Consider the following 16,491-nt stretch of genomic DNA (forward strand, 5'->3'; position numbering starts at 1 on the left):
CACGTTTCGCTCGCGCATCGATGCGGGTCATCGAGGGCGCGTAGCGGCCAGGCAAGTTGCAGGCTTGGCCACTTGACGAAGACTGTCCGAAACGCAGGAACGCCCCTCCAGCGGTGTCGGGGCATGCAGCAGAAACAAAGCAAGAAACGGAACGGGCCCAGGGCTTGACGCCTCCCGGCGACGAGCACGGCACTTCCGGCGGTTGATAAGAGATGGGGCATGAGCCCGTCAAATCGCCGCACTGTCATGAAAGGACGAATCATAATGACACCAGGTCATGAAGCACTCATCATTACGGCCTTCACGATGATCGGACTACTGAGCGTACTGACCTTTGCGATGGTCGCTCGTTACCGCAAGGCGCACAACGCGCATGAGGAACCGGGCGCCGAGCAGGTCGCATAGCTTCGTGGTTGGCCCGGGAATGAACGGCCCGGGCCAATGCACGGTACAAACGGGTGTGCCCGCCACTTCAGTGGCGGGCACACCTGTTTTGCGTTGGGTCGCGCAAGAATGCCTGCCCGGGTGCCCGTGAAATGCTCAATCGGTCGGTGATAGCTTGGTGGTGTGGCGTGAGGTTGCCCGAATACCGCCAGCGCCCAGCACGATCAATGCATGATCCACACCGTCCACCGACAGGTCACGCTCGCAATGTTCAATATCCGTGAATACCAACCGGCAGACGAACGCGGCTGGCTCGAGTGCAGGTTGCTCAGCTTCCTGGACAGCAACTACTACGACGACGTCCGCACCGACCGCAGCGACATCGAGGCACCGAACCTGAGCCTGGTGGCAGAGGACAACGGCACGATCGTGGGCCTGATCGACATCGAGTTGGACGGCGATGCGGCAACCATCGATTCCATCGCCGTGCACCCCGGCGCCCGGCAGCAGGGGATGGCGTCGGCGCTGCTGGACGAGGCCCTGGCTCGCCTCCCCTCCGGCACCAGGACCCTTGATGCCTGGACGCGGGAGGATGCCGCGGCAAACGGCTGGTACCAACGCAACGGCTTTGAAGAAGCCTACCGATACCTGCACGTGTACAAGGGCTACAGTGAACCGAATGACGGGTTCCAATGCCCGGAGGGCTTGTCCCGGCCCGTGCTGGCCTTCATGCATGCAGACATCAAGGACGAGGAGAGCATGCGCCGGGCCTTCAAGCGGGTGTATGTGTGCCGGCAATACGTGCGGCGGCTCGGGCCGGCCTGATTGCTGTCCCGGCCAACGGCCGTGGGAATGGCCCGAAACCTAGCCCTTGGCCGCCCATCGGCCGAAAACGGGTTCGAGGAGCACGCGCATGATGCCCGGCAGGTTCTGGCCGTAACGGGCAAAGACCGCGTCCCGGTCCGCGAACCTGCCCAGCGACCGATCGACCTGGGCCAGGTCGGCGGGCATGCAGGATCCCTCGGCGCAGCCGCTTGACACCCAGTGGGCGGACCCGGTGGCAATGGCATCGAAGAGGGTCTCGGCGCCCTGGTTTGCGAAAGCCTGGGCAGGGTTCTTGGCATCCGCCTCGAAGAGATCCGAGAGATTCACCCACCCGGAATCGAGCCTGAAATCCGGCCAGGCGACAAGGATGCGCGCCGGGACCGCGCGGCGCAAATACCTGAACCGCGGATGCCAAAACGATCCATGGATCAGCAGGGCCTCCGAGCGGGTGGCGAGTCCCGCTCCTCTGGCCAACGCCTCCAGCAAAGCGATGCGCTGCGAACACGAACCTCGTCCCTTGGCCAGCGTGGCCGAGGCCGGCTGGGTTTCGTTGAGCGAATACACGGGACGGATCCGCTGCTGGATCCACCGGTGGGCCTCGCGCAGGAACTCCAGGTCGCTGCCGGTGCTGGCACGTAGCCGGGCCCCGAGCTCCAGCAGCACCGGGTCGCCGCCGTCCAGGATCGGGGTGAAGTCGGTCGTGCCGGCCACCGGATCGCCGGAGACGGCGTCTGCGCGGCGCAACCGGGCTGTCGTGGTCAGTGTGCAGGTCATGGGACCGAGTCTGCCACGCCAACGGATCAGGAATCGAGCAGCAGCGCCAGGCCACCGGATCCAACAAACACCCAACCGGCGACCACCAGGATTCCGCTGGCGGACATGGTCCAGATCATTTTCTGCTTCTCGGTCATCCTGCAATGCAATCCGGCGACCGGCTTTCACCTGCCGGTCACCGCAAAATCGGGTCGGCTCACCGAGCGTTGGAACCGTTGGCGCCATGCGGGCGCAAAACGGACCAAATGTGATGCAGCCAAGGGCTAAAGTGGCGCAGATGACACGAAGCTGGTGTGTCGCAACTCCTCGGAAAGGGCAACCGTGCACGATCGGATCCACTACTCCAAGTTCCTTGACCTCCGCATGTCGGCCGAGCAAGCCGCAGACCTGGTGAAGCCGGGCATGACGGTGGCCATGAGCGGGTTCACCGGCGCGGGATACCCCAAGGCCGTCCCGGGCGCGCTCGCCACGCTCATGGAAAAGGAACAGGCCGCGGGGAAGCCGTTCAAGATCAACGTGCTGACCGGCGCCTCCACCGCCCCGGAGCTCGACGGGGTGCTGGCGCGCGCCGGCGGCATGGAGCTGCGCCTGCCCTACATGTCCGACCCCGAGCTGCGCCGCCGCATCAACGCCGGCGAAATGGAATACATGGACATCCACCTGTCCCATGTGGCCCAGCACGCCTGGTTCGGCTTCTACGGCAAGATCGACCTGGCCATCATCGAGGTCGTCGGCGTGACCGAGGACGGACGATTGATCCCTTCCTCCTCGGTGGGCAACAACAAGACCTGGCTGGACATGGCCGACAAGGTCATCATCGAGGTCAACACCCAGCAGTCCGCCGCCATGGAGGGCATGCACGACATCTACTACGGCACCGCGCTGCCCCCGCACCGCAAGCCGATCGAAATGACCACCGCCGACCAGCGGATCGGCGAGCCCTACCTGCGGGTGGACCCGGCCAAGGTCGTCGCCGTCGTGGAAACCGACGCCCCGGACCGGTTGAGCCCGTTCGCACCGGTTGACGAGACCTCCAAGCAGATCGCGGACCACCTGCTGGACTTCCTGGACCACGAGATCCGCGCGGGTCGGCTGACCGACAAGCTGCTGCCGCTGCAGTCCGGAGTCGGGAACATTGCCAACGCCGTGCTCGCCGGCCTGGCCCGCGGCGGCTACAAGGGCCTGCAGGCCTACACAGAGGTCATCCAGGACGGCATGCTGTCCCTGCTCAAGGACGGGACGATCGGTTTCGCCTCCGCAACCTCCTTCTCCCTGTCCTCCGACGGCATCGACGAGTTCAACAAACATGTCGACTTCTACCGCGAGCGCATCCTGCTGCGCCCGCAGGAGATCTCCAACCACCCCGAACTCGTGCGCCGGCTGGGCTGCATCGCGCTGAACGGAATGATCGAGGCCGACATCTACGGCAACGTGAACTCGACCAACGTCGTCGGATCGCACGTCATGAACGGCATCGGCGGCTCCGGTGACTTCGCCCGCAACGGCTACCTCTCGGTGTTCATGTCCCCGTCCACCGCCAAGGGCGGGAAGATTTCCGGCATCGTGCCGATGGCCAGCCACGTTGACCACACCGAGCACGACACCATGATCCTGATTACCGAGCGCGGCCTTGCCGACCTGCGCGGGCGCTCGCCCAAGCAGCGCGCCCAGGTGGTCATCGACAATTGCGCCCACCCGGAGTACCGCCCGATGCTGCAGGACTACTTCGACCGCGCCAAGGTTTCCAGCTACGGCAAGCACACCCCGCACCTTTTGGGGGAGGCGCTGTCCTGGCACCAGCGCTACATCGACACCGGCGACATGCGCCCCGGGGCCGCACGGGCATAGTCCCTTTGCATCGCCTTCGCCCGATATTTCCTAGGCGGGTACCGCGTTGTCCTGGTCCGGCCCGAGGGACAGCGGCCGCTGCGGGGACGCAGCGTGCGGCAGGACGGTGTTGGGCTGGGCCGGGACCAGCGGGTCCAGGCCCATGCCCGTGCGGTACCAGGACGACTCGGTGGACACCCAGATGGTCATGGGCAGCCCGGTGACGTAGCCGGTGTACTCGCGTTCCGGCGTCCATCGGGCGGAGCGCTCGTAGTAGCCCCACGAAGCCTGGTTGCGGTTGTCGATGACGGTGATCGGGGTGCCGCCCATGGACAGCGCATAGGTCAGCCGGGCCTCGGCCATGTACTGGCGGATGCCCAGCCGGCGGTAGGCGGGGTGCACGAACATGCCGCCGAGCTCCATGGGGCTGGGCGCCATGGTCGGTGCGGTCACGGAGGTGTGCACGATTCCAACACCCACCCGGGTGCCCTCGTGCAGCGCGGTGACCACGAACCTTGCCTGGTCCATGCGTTCGTGCCAGCGGGCATCGGGGTTCAGGGTGAGTGCGGACAGGGCATCTCGTTCGGCGCCGGTGGGCGCGCAATAGGACAGGGAATACTCAATGATGGGAAGCACTGGGAGCGGTCCTCTAGGAAAAATAGAGCGAACAAAAGAAGTGGTTCCCGGAATTACGCCGGGCCGGTTCTTTGGCCGGTAGGGGACCGCTGCCGGCGGTTCCCGGCAGCTTCCTTGTAGGGCCCAGTTTGGGCGTCGAAGGATTCGACAGTGAAATTATTACCCGCCGGAAGCCTCGTTGTAAACACTGCTTTCGAGCGACTCGCCGGACACCCGGAAACTTCCCTCGCGCGGAACCGGACCAGGGGCCAAAATGGCCCGGAATACCGCGGTTTTTTGCGACGTAGCGGGGGTGTGGATTCACCAACAATTAACCTTCGGGTTTCACGCCCGGGCGTGGCCGAAAATAGGGGTGCGGCGGGCACCGGCTCCGGGTCCAGTGCGAAGCCCGGTAAAGGGATCTGTGCATTCGATTTGGTGTGTGCCGCAGTGCTCGGCTAATCTTGCTAGGTACTCCTTCGGGAGTTGCGTGACGGTTCTTTAGCTCAGTTGGTTAGAGCGCTCGCTTCACACGCGAGAGGTCAGCAGTTCGAGTCTGCTAAGAACCACCAAACGAAAAGAGCCCCGGATGTCCGGGGCTCTTTTCGTTAATCGGGCCTGCTTACCGCCGAAGTTACTGCCATCGGCCCGCGTCTACTTGTCGCTGAGCATTTCCAGGACCAACGGCTTGACCTTGGTGCCGAGCAGCTCGATGCTTCGCATCATGGTCTCGTGCGGCAGCGAGCCGGCCGAATACTTGATGTCGACGCGCGAGAGTCCCAGCCCCTGCGCGAAGCGGGCGATCTTCCGGGCCACAGTCTCGGGGCTGCCGGCAAGCATCGATCCATCGGGTCCGGTGGAGGCCTCGAAGCGCATGCGGCTTGCCGGCGGCCAGCCGCGCTCGGCACCCAACCGGTCCATGGTGGTCTTGTAGTGCGGCCACAACAGGTCCATGGCTTCCTTGTCGGTGTCGGCGACAAGGCCGTGGAAGTGCGCGCCGATCTTCTGCGGCTGGTGGCCGAACTCCTCCAGCGAGCGCTTGTAGAGCCGGGTCAGCGGTTCGAAGGCCATGGGCTGTCCGCCGATGATGGCCAGGAACAGCGGCAGTCCGTGCTTGGCCGCCCGCACCACCGATTCGGGGCTTCCGCCCACACCCACCCAGGCATCCAGCGTGCCCCGCTCGATGGGCGGGTAGACCGCCTGGTTGCGCAGTGCCGAGCGGGTCTGGCCGGACCAGCTGACCGGTTCGCCCTTGCGCAGCTTTGCGAACAGGGCGAGCTTCTCCTCGAAGAGCAGCTCGTAGTCGGTGAGCTCGTAGCCGAAGAGCGGGAAGGACTCGATGAAGGAGCCGCGTCCCAAGATGGCTTCGGCCCGGCCGTTTGACAGGCCGTCGAGGGTGGCGAAACGTTCGTAAACGCGCACCGGGTCATCCGAGCTCAGCACCGTCACCGCGGTGCCGAGGCGGATCTTCTCGGTCACCGAGGCGATGGCTCCCAGCACCACCTCGGGTGCCGAGATCGAGTAGTCGTCGCGGTGGTGTTCGCCCACCCCGAAGAAGTCGAGCCCTGCGGCTTCGGCGGCCCGGGCCTCGGCGACCACGTTGCGCAACACCTGTGCCGCGTGCAGCGGCACGCCATTGGCATCGACGGTGATGTCGCCGAAGGTCTCGATCCCGATCTCAAGAGGCTGAACGTTGCCAGTGGAATTACTCATGATCTCCCGTGTTTCTTCCGACAGAATTTATATGCGTTTGCATTCAAAGTGGCTCAACGCGGGAGGTCCTGCGGTTATTCCCGCAGCTGTATCGCCGGTATCAAACGAAGCCGCATTTGCCGGGCGCGCGGCGGGTGGATCGCTGGGCAATAAAGCGGCTGTATGGTGGGTGGGAACAAGCGCAATTGACAGGAGAAAGCGTGTCTTCAGGTAAGGGACCGGACACCACCACGACGGAGTCCCCGGGCGAGGATCCCAACCCGCAGGTCTCGAGCATTCGACGTGTCCAGACGCGGGAAATGGTCCACATTACCCAGGCCTTGAAGGACGCTGCCGCGCACGCGCAAAGCGCCCCCGGAATCCCGCACGCCGCCGTGCCGAAAGACGCGGCAGTGCCAGCGAAGCCCTCCGCCGCGTCCGCAGACAGATCCGAGGGGAAGCCGGCCGCCAAGCGCCCGGGAAGCCCGCGGCCGCCGCGGCCCGCAAAGCCGGCTCGGCCCGCCCGCAGGCAGCGGCCCACCACGCTGGCCCAGGACGCCATCAACGCCAAGACCGGACAGGTGGGCGTGACCTTCACCGGTGCCCCGTCGTTGCCTCCACGGGCCAACCCGGCGGCCCGGCGCATGATTTCGCGCCTGCTGGCCTCCGACACCCCTCCCACCCAGGCGTTCAACATCGTGGAGCGGCTCAAGGGCACCCCCTATGCCAACCCGAAGGTGAATGCCGCCCAGGACGCCTCGGCGCGCAAGACCCTCGAATTCGCCCTGGACCTGGCCGAGACCATGTTCCGCTACGGGGCAGGTGCCCTGGAGGTGGAAACCAGCGTCATCGCGGTGACCGCTGCCCTGGGGCTGAGCCACACCGACGTGGACATCACCAACCAGTCCATCCACCTGAATTTCTCCCCACCCGAGGGCGAGTCGTACTCGATGCTGCGCGTGGTGCGCTCCTGGACCAGCAACTTTGCCGGCCTGGCGCAGGTGCACCGGCTGGTCTCGGACATCGTTGCCGGCGGCGTGACCAGGCAGCAGTCGGTGGACCGGCTGCGGGAGGTCTCGCGCAAGCCCAAGCCGTTCCCGCGCTGGATGATCGCCTCGGCGGCCGGAGCCTTTGCCGCTTTCTTCGTGGTCTTCATCGGCGGCTCGCTGATGGGTGCAGCCCTGGCCTTCGTCTCCTCGGTGGCCGTCGGGCAGCTCCTCAAGTATGCCGCGCGCTGGCGGGTCCCCGAGTTCTTCTCGGTCGCCACTGCCACGTTCGTGATCACGGCCATCGCCGTGCTTTTCCATGCGCTGCATGCACCCATCGACGCGGCGCTGGTGGTCGCCGGCGGCATCCTGCTGCTGTTGCCTTCCTCCCGGTTCGTCTCGGCCCTGCAGGATGCGATCAACGGGTTCCCCGTCACCGCCGCCGGGCGCTTCTTCTCCGCGGGGCTGACCTATGCCGCGATCCTGACCGGGATCATGGCCGCACTGGTCTCCGGGCAGCTGTTGGGCGCCCCGATGCTGGATGTCAGCGCCATCGACCCGATCGCCTACCCCGGATGGCTGCTGGCCGTCCTGGTGGTGGTGGCCGTCATCGCCGGCGCGATCACCGAGCAGTCCGAGCCCAAGCTCCTGCTGCCCACCGGGGCCATTGCCCTGCTGGGCTACCTGATCCTGTTGGGCATCCAGGCCCTGGGCGTGGGGGAGCGGGCGTCACCGGCCGTCGCGGCGACCTTTGTCGGCATGGCCGGGCGCTGGGTGGCCTACAAGATGCGCGCCCCGCAGCTGGTGCTCGCGGCCCCCGCGATCGTGTTCCTGCTGCCCGGCCTGATGATCTTCCGCTCCATGTACGGGATCGTCTTTGACGTCGCGGATATGTCCTCGGCCATGGTGGAGATGTTTTCCGCCTTCACCATCATGATGGCGATTGCCGGCGGGGTGGTGTTCGGCGACACGCTCGCCCGCCCGCTGATCGGCGCCGAGGCGCTCGCCGAGCGCCGCAACATCCGCCGCCGCTAGGATCGGGGCGCCGCCATCGGCAGGGCCCAGTCGATGGGCGCCCCTCCGGCTTCCACCAGCAGCGCGTTGGCCCGGGTGAAGGGCTTGGACCCGAAGAACCCGCGCCGCGCCGACAACGGCGAGGGATGTGCCGAGGCGATGATCGGGATCGGGGCCAGCGCCGGGGCCAGGGCCTGGGCATCCTTGCCCCACAGGACCGCCACCAACGGACCGCCGCGCGCGGCCAGCGCCGCCATCGCCGCATCGGTCACCGCCTCCCACCCCAGCTTCCGGTGCGACCCGGTCGCGGAGGCACCCACGGTTAGCACCCTGTTCAGCAGCACCACGCCCTGGTCTGCCCATGCGGAAAGATCCCCGTGCGACGGGATCGGCACGCCGGTGTCCTCGTGCAGCTCGATGTAGATGTTCTTCAGGCTGCGCGGCAACGGGTGCACCTGAGGCAGCGCGGCAAAGCTCAGGCCCATGGAATGCCCCGGCGTGGGATAGGGGTCCTGTCCCATGACCAGCACCCGGGCTTCGGCCAGCGGTCGCTTGAAGGCCCGCAGGATGTTCCCCGGAGCCGGCAGGATGCGCTCGCCGGAGGCTCGCCTGGCCTCCAGCACCCGGGCGATTCCAACCAGCGTGCCCTCCACCGGGGCCAGCGCCTGCGCCCAGTCCTCGGCCACGAATCCTCCGGCCACGGCGGGTGCAAGCCCGTTGGCAAAGGGGAAGGGGGCGGTGTCGACGGCCGGGGCGGGGAGCTCGAACAGGGGTGTTTCGTGCGTGTCCATGGGATCCATTGTGGGCAGATGGCGGCCCGGTTGGACAGCCGAAGTGTCGGGCAGACGCGTTAGAATAATTACAGTTGAGGCAGATTGCCCGGTCGTTCGCCGTGTACCGGGAACTGGATTGTTGAGGGAAGTGCAATGTCATCCGAGGCACTTGGGCTCGAGTTTGAGCTTGATGAATCCAGCGAGCTGGATGAGCGTTCCCAGCGGATTCTCGCGCTGGAACGCCAGTGGTGGAAGTATGCCGGAGCCAAGGAACAAGCCATCGCAGAGATGTTTTCCATCTCGCCAACCAACTACTACCAGTTGTTGAATACGCTGATCGACACGGACGCGGCGCTGGCCCATGACCCCATGCTGGTCAAGCGATTGCGTAGACTACGAACGACGAGGCATCGCGCTCGGTCGGCGAAACGGCTCGAATCCGAGGCATGAATGCAACGCACGTCGGGCGTTTCGGGGCCCGGAGGCGCTTGTGTTCCTGCACCCGCGCATGCCCACATTGCACGACACATCACCGAGGACGGGCATGACCAACTATCCGCGCGATGAATTTGATCGCGTCCCTGAGTTCAGCAACCGTAGCGGCTCGCACCGCGAAAACGGCTGGGCTGCCGCCGCATCCGTGGGCGGAGCCCGATCCGGGCTGCGCTGGCTGATGGTCTTCGGGGCGCTTGCCCTGGTGGTGGGACTCTTCTCCTTCATGGTCCTGCCCAAGCTCATGGGCACCTCGAACGACCCCGCACCGGTGGCCGCGAGCTCCTCGGACTCGACTTCGGCCCCGGCTTCCTCCGACGCCTCCGAATCGCCGTCCGCCACCGAGGATCCCAGCGAAACGCCCTCCGAAAGCGGCTCCACGGACCCCGGCGAGTCGACCGCGGCCTCCGAATCCACCGATGCCAGCGCAAGCGGGTTGCCGGAGGATGTCGACACGACCATGGTCATGGGTGTCTACAACGGGGCAAAGGTCGGCGGCCTTGCCGGCCAGGCCCGCACCGAGCTCTTGAACGCCGGGTTCAGCAATGTCTCGGCATCGAACTGGACCAAGAAGGTCACCTACTCCACGGTCTACTACCGCTCCGAGACCCAGCGGGCCACGGCTGAAGCGGCGGCCGGGGAACTGGGCATCACCTCGATCATGCAGAGCGCAAACATCCCGGGCAATATCGCCATCGTGCTGGGAAGCAACTACCGCTAGGCCGAAGCGTGGCGAACTACGCTGTCGGCAAAGACCCACAGCTTGCACTCCGGGTGGTTGAGTGCCAAGATTTGTATTAGCACTCACACGTCCCGACTGCTAATTCGATCGAAGTTTCGACCGGATCCGTGCGGTTTCGGGATGTTGTTTGAGTGAGTCCTTGACCAAGGCAGCGAGAAGCTTTTGCGATCGTCCCATGACATCGTGGATTCTTCGTCCGTCGCGGGCGTTGCCTCAGGTCGTAGATACGCATGAACGTCCCGAAAGGACATAAGCCGCTATGGCCAAAATCATTGCATTTGACGAGGAAGCACGCCGAGGCCTTGAGCGCGGCCTGAACATCCTGGCCGACGCCGTCAAGGTCACCCTTGGCCCGCGTGGTCGCAACGTCGTTCTGGAAAAGAAGTGGGGCGCCCCCACGATCACCAACGACGGTGTCTCCATTGCCAAGGAGATCGAGCTCGAAGACCCGTACGAGAAGATCGGTGCCGAGCTCGTCAAGGAAGTTGCCAAGAAGACCGATGACGTCGCAGGCGACGGCACCACCACCGCAACCGTCCTGGCCCAGGCCCTGGTCAAGGAAGGCCTGCGCAACGTTGCTGCCGGCGCCGACCCGCTGTCCCTGAAGCGCGGCATCGAGAAGGCAGTCGACGCGGTCACCGCCGAGCTGCTGGCCTCCGCCAAGGAAATCGAGACCAAGGAGCAGATCGCTGCCACCGCATCGATCTCCGCCGGCGACAACGAAATCGGCGCCCTGATCGCCGAGGCACTGGACAAGGTCGGCAAGGAAGGTGTCATCACCGTCGAGGAGTCGAACACCTTCGGCCTCGAGCTTGAGCTCACCGAGGGCATGCGCTTCGACAAGGGCTACATCTCGGCCTACTTCGTCACCGACAACGAGCGCCAGGAAACGGTCCTTGAAGATCCGTACATCCTGATTGCCAACTCGAAGATCACCAATGTCAAGGACATGGTTTCGATCCTTGAGAAGGTCATGCAGTCGAACAAGCCGCTGCTGATCATCGCCGAGGACATCGAGGGCGAAGCCCTTGCAACCCTGATCGTGAACAAGATCCGCGGCCTGTTCAAGTCCGTCGCCGTCAAGGCACCGGGCTTCGGCGACCGCCGCAAGGCCATGCTGGCCGACATTGCCATCCTCACCGGTGGCCAGGTCATCTCCGAGGAAATCGGCCTGAAGCTCGAAAACGCCACCATCGACCTGCTGGGCTCCGCCCGCAAGGTTGTTGTCACCAAGGACGAGACCACCATCGTCGAGGGTGCGGGCGACGCCGAGGAGATCGCCGGTCGCGTGAACCAGATTCGCGCCGAGATCGAGAACTCCGATTCGGACTACGACCGCGAGAAGCTGCAGGAGCGCCTGGCCAAGCTGGCCGGCGGCGTTGCAGTCATCAAGGCCGGTGCCGCAACCGAGGTTGAGCTCAAGGAGCGCAAGCACCGCATCGAAGACGCTGTGCGCAACGCCAAGGCAGCAGTCGAGGAAGGCATCGTCGCCGGTGGCGGCGTGGCCCTCATCCAGGCCGGTGCCATCGCATTCGCCAAGCTGAAGCTCGAAGGCGACGAGGCAACCGGTGCAAACATCGTGCGCGTTGCCATCGAAGCCCCGCTGAAGCAGATCGCCTTCAACGCCGGCCTTGAGCCGGGCGTCGTTGCCGACAAGGTCAAGGGACTGCCCGCAGGCCACGGCCTGAATGCAGCAACCGGCGAATACGTCGACCTGCTGGCAGCCGGCGTGAACGACCCGGTCAAGGTGACCCGTTCTGCACTGCAGAATGCCGCCTCGATCGCCGGCCTGTTCCTCACCACCGAAGCCGTTGTCGCTGACAAGCCGGTTCCGGCCGGCGCAGCAGCACCGGGTGGCGACGACATGGGTGGCATGGGCGGCATGGGCGGATTCTAATCCCCCTGGCACACACCGCGCCTAGCGCGTAGGCTTCACCAGCCAAAACTACGGGCCGCTTTCCCGGCGGTGGACCTCATCCCTTGCGGAGGAGGTTCGCCGCACGGGAGGGCGGCCCGCGGCGTTAACGCGTTGACCGCAGGGGATGTTCGATGGCGCCGGTTTACCATGGTTCCGTGCTGAAATCGAAGAGCCGTTGCAGGGCGGGAATGCCGCCGGGGCGGTGGTTCGCCGTGGAACGACGGTGCGCAAGCCCTGGCACCGAAGCACCCCGTCGGTCCACAGGTTCATGGCCCATCTGCGGGAACAAGGCCTGGGCGAGGTCCCCGAACCCCGCGGCCGGGACGCACAGGGTCGGCAAGTGAATTCGTGCCCGGCACCGCGGCACCGCATGACCGGCCGTTGCCGGGGATGCCCTGCGGGAAGTCGGGCGCCGGATACGACGGCTCCACGATGCGGCCGAAACGTTCCAGGTGTCCCCGGACGATGCCTGGAGCACCCGGAACTCGGCCGTCGGCCCGGAGCTGGTCTGCCACAATGGCCTCGCCCCGGGTGCGGATGTTCGTGGACGGGCACGGGGAACACCGGGCGCGGGCCACGGGGTTCGTGAAGGAACATGAAACCCTTTGGGCCCAAGCCCGGCGTGCGTAGCCCGCTTCCGGTATTTCGGCCCGAGCCTATCGAGCCAGGGGCTCCAGCTCCGCAAGCTCGGATTCCAGGTTGGCCCGGGCCTGTTCCTCCCACAATTCCCGGCCCCGGTTACTGGAGTACAACGACCCACCCTCCAACAACCCACGCAGGATCGAGGCACGTCCGCGGGCAAAGTCGGCATCCGGGACGTGGGCGTATTCGCGGCGCACCGCCGCGGTGTACCGGCGGTAGGCCGAATCACTGCGTGCCAGCACCTCCAGGTCCGCGTCGCAGAGCAGCGCCCCGGCATGGTCCCCGGGCGCGGGCTTGTGGGTCGTGGTCAGCAGGACGAGTCGAACCACCTCGTCCACCACCTCTGCGGCAACGCCAACGCCCGGCAGCAGTTCCGCGGCCAGCGCGGCGGAATCCTGCTCGTCGGTTGCGGCGCCCCGGTACACGGCGTCGTGGAACCAGGCGGCCAGGTATACGGGCAGGTGAGCGGCCTCCTGCCGGTGCGGACCGGCCAGGGTGTCCAGGGATACGAGCACCGCCACCAGGTGCGCACGGTCGTGGTAGACCCGCTGTTGCTCGGACCAGCGAGCCAGCAGTTCCCGTCCCAGTCCCGGCGCGCCCAGACCCAGCGACTCCCAGCGGGCCAGCAGCACCGCGTCGAGGCGTTCGGGACGCTCCCTGGCGCGCACCCGCAGCCCGGAGGCTATCAGCCGGCGCACCAGCTCGGTGGCCGGGAGCGGGAGCGCGCCGGCCGCGACCAGGTCGGCGTAGCGACTTTGCGGCACGTCGTAGTGGTCGCGGTCGAAGGCGCGCTCCGGCAGGTCGTGGGCCCGGGCAAAGCCATGGAGCTCGCCGAGGGACGCATCGGAGACCAGGTGGGAAAAGAACGTTCCGTGGGCCGGCCACGACGGGGGATCAATGAGGATGGACACGTCCCCAGAGTAATACGCGCCCGGGCCACGCACCGGCTCCGACCCCGAGGGCTTCAGTAGGTGAACAGGGAGGCGTTGGCGGCCTCGGCCTCGTCGTATTGCACCGAGGCGCGGTTCAGCGCGGTGCCGATGGAGGACAGCGATTCCTCCACGCGTGCCTGGGTGTTGCGCCAGTCGGCGACCACGGACTGGAAATTTGCCGAGGCCGCACCCTGCCAGGTGCCCTGCAGGTCCTGCAGCGAGGAGGTCAACGAATTCACCTCCGCCCGAACGCGCTCGATGGTGGCATGCAGGTTCGTGGACCGGGCCTGCATCTCGTTGGTGTTGGCGGCAAACGTGCTCATGTTGCTTTTCACTCCCGTGCATTGGGTTCCGTGGCGCCGAGCCGTGCAAACGGGGTTCGCCCCCGCCCGGTTCCCGGCGGGAAGCGCGCCGGTGTGTTCGCTGCGTGCTTCCGTATTCAGGCTAGAAGCGGCACACCCCGCTGCGGGCAAGGCCGCAACGGGGTGTGGATAACGCGTGGGGAGCGTGGACCTAGTCCTCCTCGTCGTCCTCGGGGTCTTCCTCGGGAGCGACGTAGGGCAGGTGGATCGACATGGTCGCCCCGCCGCCGGGGGTGTCGCTGAGCCTGATGGACCCGTCGTGCTGTGCTGCGATCGCCGCGACGATGGCCAGGCCCAGCCCGGTGCCGCCGGTCTCGCGCTGCCGGGAGGAGTCGGCGCGGTAGAAGCGCTCGAACACCCGTCCGGCGTCCTCTTCCGAGATGCCCGGCCCGTGGTCGCGGATCTCCAGCACCGCATCGGACCGTCCGTCGATGACGGGCTTGACGCCGACGGCGATCTCGATGTCCGTGCCCTCCGGGGTGTAGCGCAGGGCGTTGGTCATCAAATTGGCCACGATCTGGCGCAGCCGGGCTTCGTCCCCGGAAGTGGGCGCCGGTTGCGGTGCCCCGCCGTCCAGGCCGATCAGCCGCACCTTGCGGTCCACGGCGTTGACCCGGGTGTCCTCGGCGGCGTCACCGGCCAGCAGCAGCAGGTCGATGGGCTTGCGCTCCAGCGGGCGCTGCTCGTCGAGCCGCGCCAGGGTCAGCAGGTCCTCGACCAGCTGGGCCATGCGCTTGGATTCGGCCTCGATGCGCCCCATGGCGGTGCGCAGCATTTCCGGGTCGTTCAGCCCGCCCTGCCGGTAGAACTCCGAGTAGCCCTGGATGGTCACCAGCGGTGTGCGCAGTTCGTGCGAGGCGTCCTGGATGAAGCGGCGCATCTTGCGTTCCGAGGCGGCCCGCCCGCGGAAGGCGTGCTCGATGTGCGCCAGCATCGCGTTCAGCGAGCGCGAGAGCCGCCCGACCTCGGTCTCCGGCGGATAGTCCTCCACGCGCCGGGAGAGGTCTCCGGCGGCAATGGCAGCAGCGGTGCGTTCGACACGCAGCAGCGGCAGCAGGGCCCGGGTGGTGATGCCGTAGGCGATCATCGACATCAGCAGCGTGGCGAGCATGCCGGTGGACATCACCAGCATCGTGGCCTTGGTTACGGTGTCCTGCACCGAGGTCATCGGCAGCGCATAGATCAGGTCGTAGTCGGTGCGCGGCAGATCCACGATGCGCACCCGCCAGCCGGCCGATCCGAGGTTGGTTCCGCGCACCGTCAGCGATGCGGCGGGATCCTCGCGCAGCCGGTCAAGGGCCTGGGTGTCGAGGTCAGGGGCGTCCAGCGGCTTGTTGTCCGCGGCCGCCTTGCGCGGCATGGTGTAGAGGATGGCCCCGGACTCGTTGCGCAAGTCCCCGTAGAACCGGGCAAGCCCGTTGGACTTGGGGTTGATTGAGGCGATGCCCGCATAGTCGTTGAGCATCGTGGCGGTGATCGTGGCGGTGTTGGACTTCAGGTCCGTGTCCAGCTGCGCGGTCAGCATCAGCCGCAGCGACTGGGCCGAACCGACGGCCGTGACCACGATTCCCAGGATCATCAACGAACTCATGAGCGCTACGAGCTTGGTGCGCAGCGACACCTGTCGCCAGAACCTGCGGGCGCTTTCCACGTGGGGGAACCGGTCTTTCGTCTTAGCGGCGGTCGGCGGTTCGCATCAGGTAGCCGACACCGCGCTTGGTCTGGATGAGCGAGGGCCACTCGGGGCGCGAATCGATCTTGCGGCGCAGGTAGGAAATGTAGGACTCCACGATCGAGGCGTCCCCGTTGAAGTCGTATTCCCAGACGTGGTCGAGGATCTGCGCCTTGGAGAGCACCCGGTTGGGGTTCATCATCAGGTAGCGCAGCAGCTTGAACTCGGTGGGGGAGAGCTCGATGACCTCGCCGGAGCGGCGAACCTCGTGCGCGTCGTCGTCGAGCTCGAGGTCGTCGACGCGGATGACCGCGCTGTCCTCCTCCGCCGGCTGGGTGCGGCGCAGCACGGCGCGTATGCGGGCCACGACCTCGTCGAGGCTGAACGGCTTGGTGACGTAGTCGTCCCCGCCCACGGTCAGCCCGGTGACCTTGTCCTCGGTGTCGTCGCGTGCGGTGAGGAACAGCACGGGGAAGTGCTTGCCTGCGGCGCGCAGGCGGCGGGTGATGGTGAAGCCGTCCATGTCCGGGAGCATCACATCGAGCACCGCAAGGTCCGGGGTCTCTGCCTCCACGGCAGCCAGGGCCTCGCGGCCGTTTGCTGCCGCCACCACCTCGAAGCCTGCAAAGCGCAGGGAGGTGGAAAGCAATTCGCGGATGTTTGGTTCGTCGTCGACGACCAGGAGCTTTGCTTCGGGGGTTTTGGCATTCATGGGTACCAGTCTGCAACCGCTATCTGTAAGAACCCTGTGTGTTCGTTGTGCATGCAAGGGCGCTTGGCAGCACGAACGCCGCCAAGGTGCCCGGAACTTGCCGGAGACGGGCCCCGGGAAGCAACCTCG

The 16,491-nt window shown here is 66.1% G+C and carries 15 protein-coding genes and 1 tRNA gene; 8 read left to right on the forward strand and 8 right to left on the reverse strand.

All coding sequences use genetic code 11. The features are described 5' to 3' along the window. Positions 1 to 219 precede the first annotated feature (219 nt). Together FPY90_RS16990 and FPY90_RS16995 are read left to right on the forward strand one after the other, a co-directional pair. The gene (locus FPY90_RS16990; protein ID WP_139194970.1) at positions 220 to 405 is read left to right on the forward strand and encodes a hypothetical protein; all 186 of its coding nucleotides are present in this window, start codon (positions 220 to 222) and stop codon (positions 403 to 405) included. Between the two features lie 210 nt (positions 406 to 615). Then, entirely contained in the window at positions 616 to 1,209 is a 594-nt protein-coding gene (locus FPY90_RS16995; RefSeq protein WP_498682316.1) for a GNAT family N-acetyltransferase, read from the forward strand. A gap of 39 nt (positions 1,210 to 1,248) precedes the next feature. Here the strand turns inward: FPY90_RS16995 and FPY90_RS17000 are convergent, their stop codons facing one another. Further along, a complete protein-coding gene (locus tag FPY90_RS17000) occupies positions 1,249 to 1,983 on the reverse strand; it encodes a transglutaminase-like domain-containing protein (protein ID WP_498682317.1) in 735 nt (244 codons plus the stop codon). A 321-nt stretch (positions 1,984 to 2,304) separates the two neighbouring features. Between FPY90_RS17000 and scpC the strand changes: the two genes are divergently transcribed. Beyond that, the gene (gene scpC / locus FPY90_RS17005; protein ID WP_083411477.1) at positions 2,305 to 3,831 is read left to right on the forward strand and encodes a succinyl-CoA:acetate CoA-transferase ScpC; all 1,527 of its coding nucleotides are present in this window, start codon (positions 2,305 to 2,307) and stop codon (positions 3,829 to 3,831) included. A 30-nt stretch (positions 3,832 to 3,861) separates the two neighbouring features. Here the strand turns inward: scpC and FPY90_RS17010 are convergent, their stop codons facing one another. Beyond that, the gene (locus FPY90_RS17010) at positions 3,862 to 4,446 is read right to left on the reverse strand and encodes a GNAT family N-acetyltransferase (protein ID WP_498682318.1); all 585 of its coding nucleotides are present in this window, start codon (positions 4,444 to 4,446) and stop codon (positions 3,862 to 3,864) included. Positions 4,447 to 4,920: 474 nt separating this feature from the next. On the opposite strand from FPY90_RS17010, the gene FPY90_RS17015 reads away from it, so the two are divergent. Then, positions 4,921 to 4,997 (forward strand) — tRNA-Val (locus FPY90_RS17015). An 82-nt stretch (positions 4,998 to 5,079) separates the two neighbouring features. Here FPY90_RS17015 and FPY90_RS17020 read toward each other — a convergent pair. Then, positions 5,080 to 6,138: an LLM class flavin-dependent oxidoreductase gene (locus FPY90_RS17020; RefSeq protein WP_071216373.1), complete on the reverse strand. Its 1,059-nt coding sequence runs from the start codon at positions 6,136 to 6,138 to the stop codon at positions 5,080 to 5,082. A 200-nt stretch (positions 6,139 to 6,338) separates the two neighbouring features. Here FPY90_RS17020 and FPY90_RS17025 point away from each other — a divergent pair, with 200 nt between their 5' ends. Then, the gene (locus FPY90_RS17025) at positions 6,339 to 8,138 is read left to right on the forward strand and encodes a threonine/serine exporter family protein (protein WP_071216372.1); all 1,800 of its coding nucleotides are present in this window, start codon (positions 6,339 to 6,341) and stop codon (positions 8,136 to 8,138) included. Here the strand turns inward: FPY90_RS17025 and FPY90_RS17030 are convergent. Then, the gene (locus FPY90_RS17030) at positions 8,135 to 8,908 is read right to left on the reverse strand and encodes a uracil-DNA glycosylase (RefSeq protein WP_498682320.1); all 774 of its coding nucleotides are present in this window, start codon (positions 8,906 to 8,908) and stop codon (positions 8,135 to 8,137) included. The genes FPY90_RS17025 and FPY90_RS17030 overlap by 4 nt on opposite strands. A gap of 135 nt (positions 8,909 to 9,043) precedes the next feature. On the opposite strand from FPY90_RS17030, the gene FPY90_RS17035 reads away from it, so the two are divergent. The 3 genes from FPY90_RS17035 (at position 9,044) to groL (ending at position 12,021) form a co-directional block, all read left to right on the forward strand. Beyond that, positions 9,044 to 9,340, forward strand: a complete 297-nt coding sequence (locus tag FPY90_RS17035) for a DUF3263 domain-containing protein (protein ID WP_071216371.1) — start codon at positions 9,044 to 9,046, stop codon at positions 9,338 to 9,340. Positions 9,341 to 9,434: 94 nt separating this feature from the next. After that, positions 9,435 to 10,103, forward strand: coding sequence for a LytR C-terminal domain-containing protein (locus FPY90_RS17040; protein ID WP_071216370.1), 669 nt, complete (start codon positions 9,435 to 9,437; stop codon positions 10,101 to 10,103). A 280-nt stretch (positions 10,104 to 10,383) separates the two neighbouring features. Continuing rightward, complete coding sequence (groL, locus tag FPY90_RS17045) at positions 10,384 to 12,021, forward strand: chaperonin GroEL (RefSeq protein WP_071216369.1); 1,638 nt, start codon at positions 10,384 to 10,386, stop codon at positions 12,019 to 12,021. 677 nt (positions 12,022 to 12,698) lie between these two features. On the opposite strand, the gene FPY90_RS17050 is transcribed toward groL, so the two are convergent. The 4 genes from FPY90_RS17050 to FPY90_RS17065 all read right to left on the reverse strand — a co-directional run bounded on the left by FPY90_RS17050 (position 12,699) and on the right by FPY90_RS17065 (position 16,362). Continuing rightward, on the reverse strand, positions 12,699 to 13,595 hold the full coding sequence (locus tag FPY90_RS17050; protein WP_071216368.1) for a DUF4031 domain-containing protein: 897 nt from the start codon (positions 13,593 to 13,595) through the stop codon (positions 12,699 to 12,701). A 53-nt stretch (positions 13,596 to 13,648) separates the two neighbouring features. Then, complete coding sequence (locus FPY90_RS17055) at positions 13,649 to 13,939, reverse strand: WXG100 family type VII secretion target (RefSeq protein WP_071216367.1); 291 nt, start codon at positions 13,937 to 13,939, stop codon at positions 13,649 to 13,651. Between the two features lie 190 nt (positions 13,940 to 14,129). Beyond that, entirely contained in the window at positions 14,130 to 15,629 is a 1,500-nt protein-coding gene (locus FPY90_RS17060) for a sensor histidine kinase (RefSeq protein WP_071216366.1), read from the reverse strand. A gap of 22 nt (positions 15,630 to 15,651) precedes the next feature. After that, positions 15,652 to 16,362: a response regulator transcription factor gene (locus FPY90_RS17065; RefSeq protein WP_071216365.1), complete on the reverse strand. Its 711-nt coding sequence runs from the start codon at positions 16,360 to 16,362 to the stop codon at positions 15,652 to 15,654. Positions 16,363 to 16,491: the final 129 nt, after the last annotated feature.

This window comes from Arthrobacter sp. C2, assembly GCA_024207135.1.
Lineage (GTDB): Bacteria > Actinomycetota > Actinomycetes > Actinomycetales > Micrococcaceae > Paeniglutamicibacter.

Bases quoted from the DNA above. Each gene is read 5' to 3' on its own strand.
- FPY90_RS16990 (WP_139194970.1), top strand. From the start codon at position 220: ATGAGCCCGTCAAATCGCCGCACTGTCATGAAAGGACGAATCATAATG.
- FPY90_RS16995 (WP_498682316.1), top strand. From the start codon at position 616: ATGATCCACACCGTCCACCGACAGGTCACGCTCGCAATGTTCAATATC.
- FPY90_RS17000 (WP_498682317.1), bottom strand. From the start codon at position 1,983: ATGACCTGCACACTGACCACGACAGCCCGGTTGCGCCGCGCAGACGCC.
- FPY90_RS17020 (WP_071216373.1), bottom strand. From the start codon at position 6,138: ATGAGTAATTCCACTGGCAACGTTCAGCCTCTTGAGATCGGGATCGAG.
- FPY90_RS17030 (WP_498682320.1), bottom strand. From the start codon at position 8,908: ATGGACACGCACGAAACACCCCTGTTCGAGCTCCCCGCCCCGGCCGTC.
- FPY90_RS17035 (WP_071216371.1), top strand. From the start codon at position 9,044: ATGTCATCCGAGGCACTTGGGCTCGAGTTTGAGCTTGATGAATCCAGC.
- FPY90_RS17040 (WP_071216370.1), top strand. From the start codon at position 9,435: ATGACCAACTATCCGCGCGATGAATTTGATCGCGTCCCTGAGTTCAGC.
- groL (WP_071216369.1), top strand. From the start codon at position 10,384: ATGGCCAAAATCATTGCATTTGACGAGGAAGCACGCCGAGGCCTTGAG.
- FPY90_RS17055 (WP_071216367.1), bottom strand. From the start codon at position 13,939: ATGAGCACGTTTGCCGCCAACACCAACGAGATGCAGGCCCGGTCCACG.
- FPY90_RS17065 (WP_071216365.1), bottom strand. From the start codon at position 16,362: ATGAATGCCAAAACCCCCGAAGCAAAGCTCCTGGTCGTCGACGACGAA.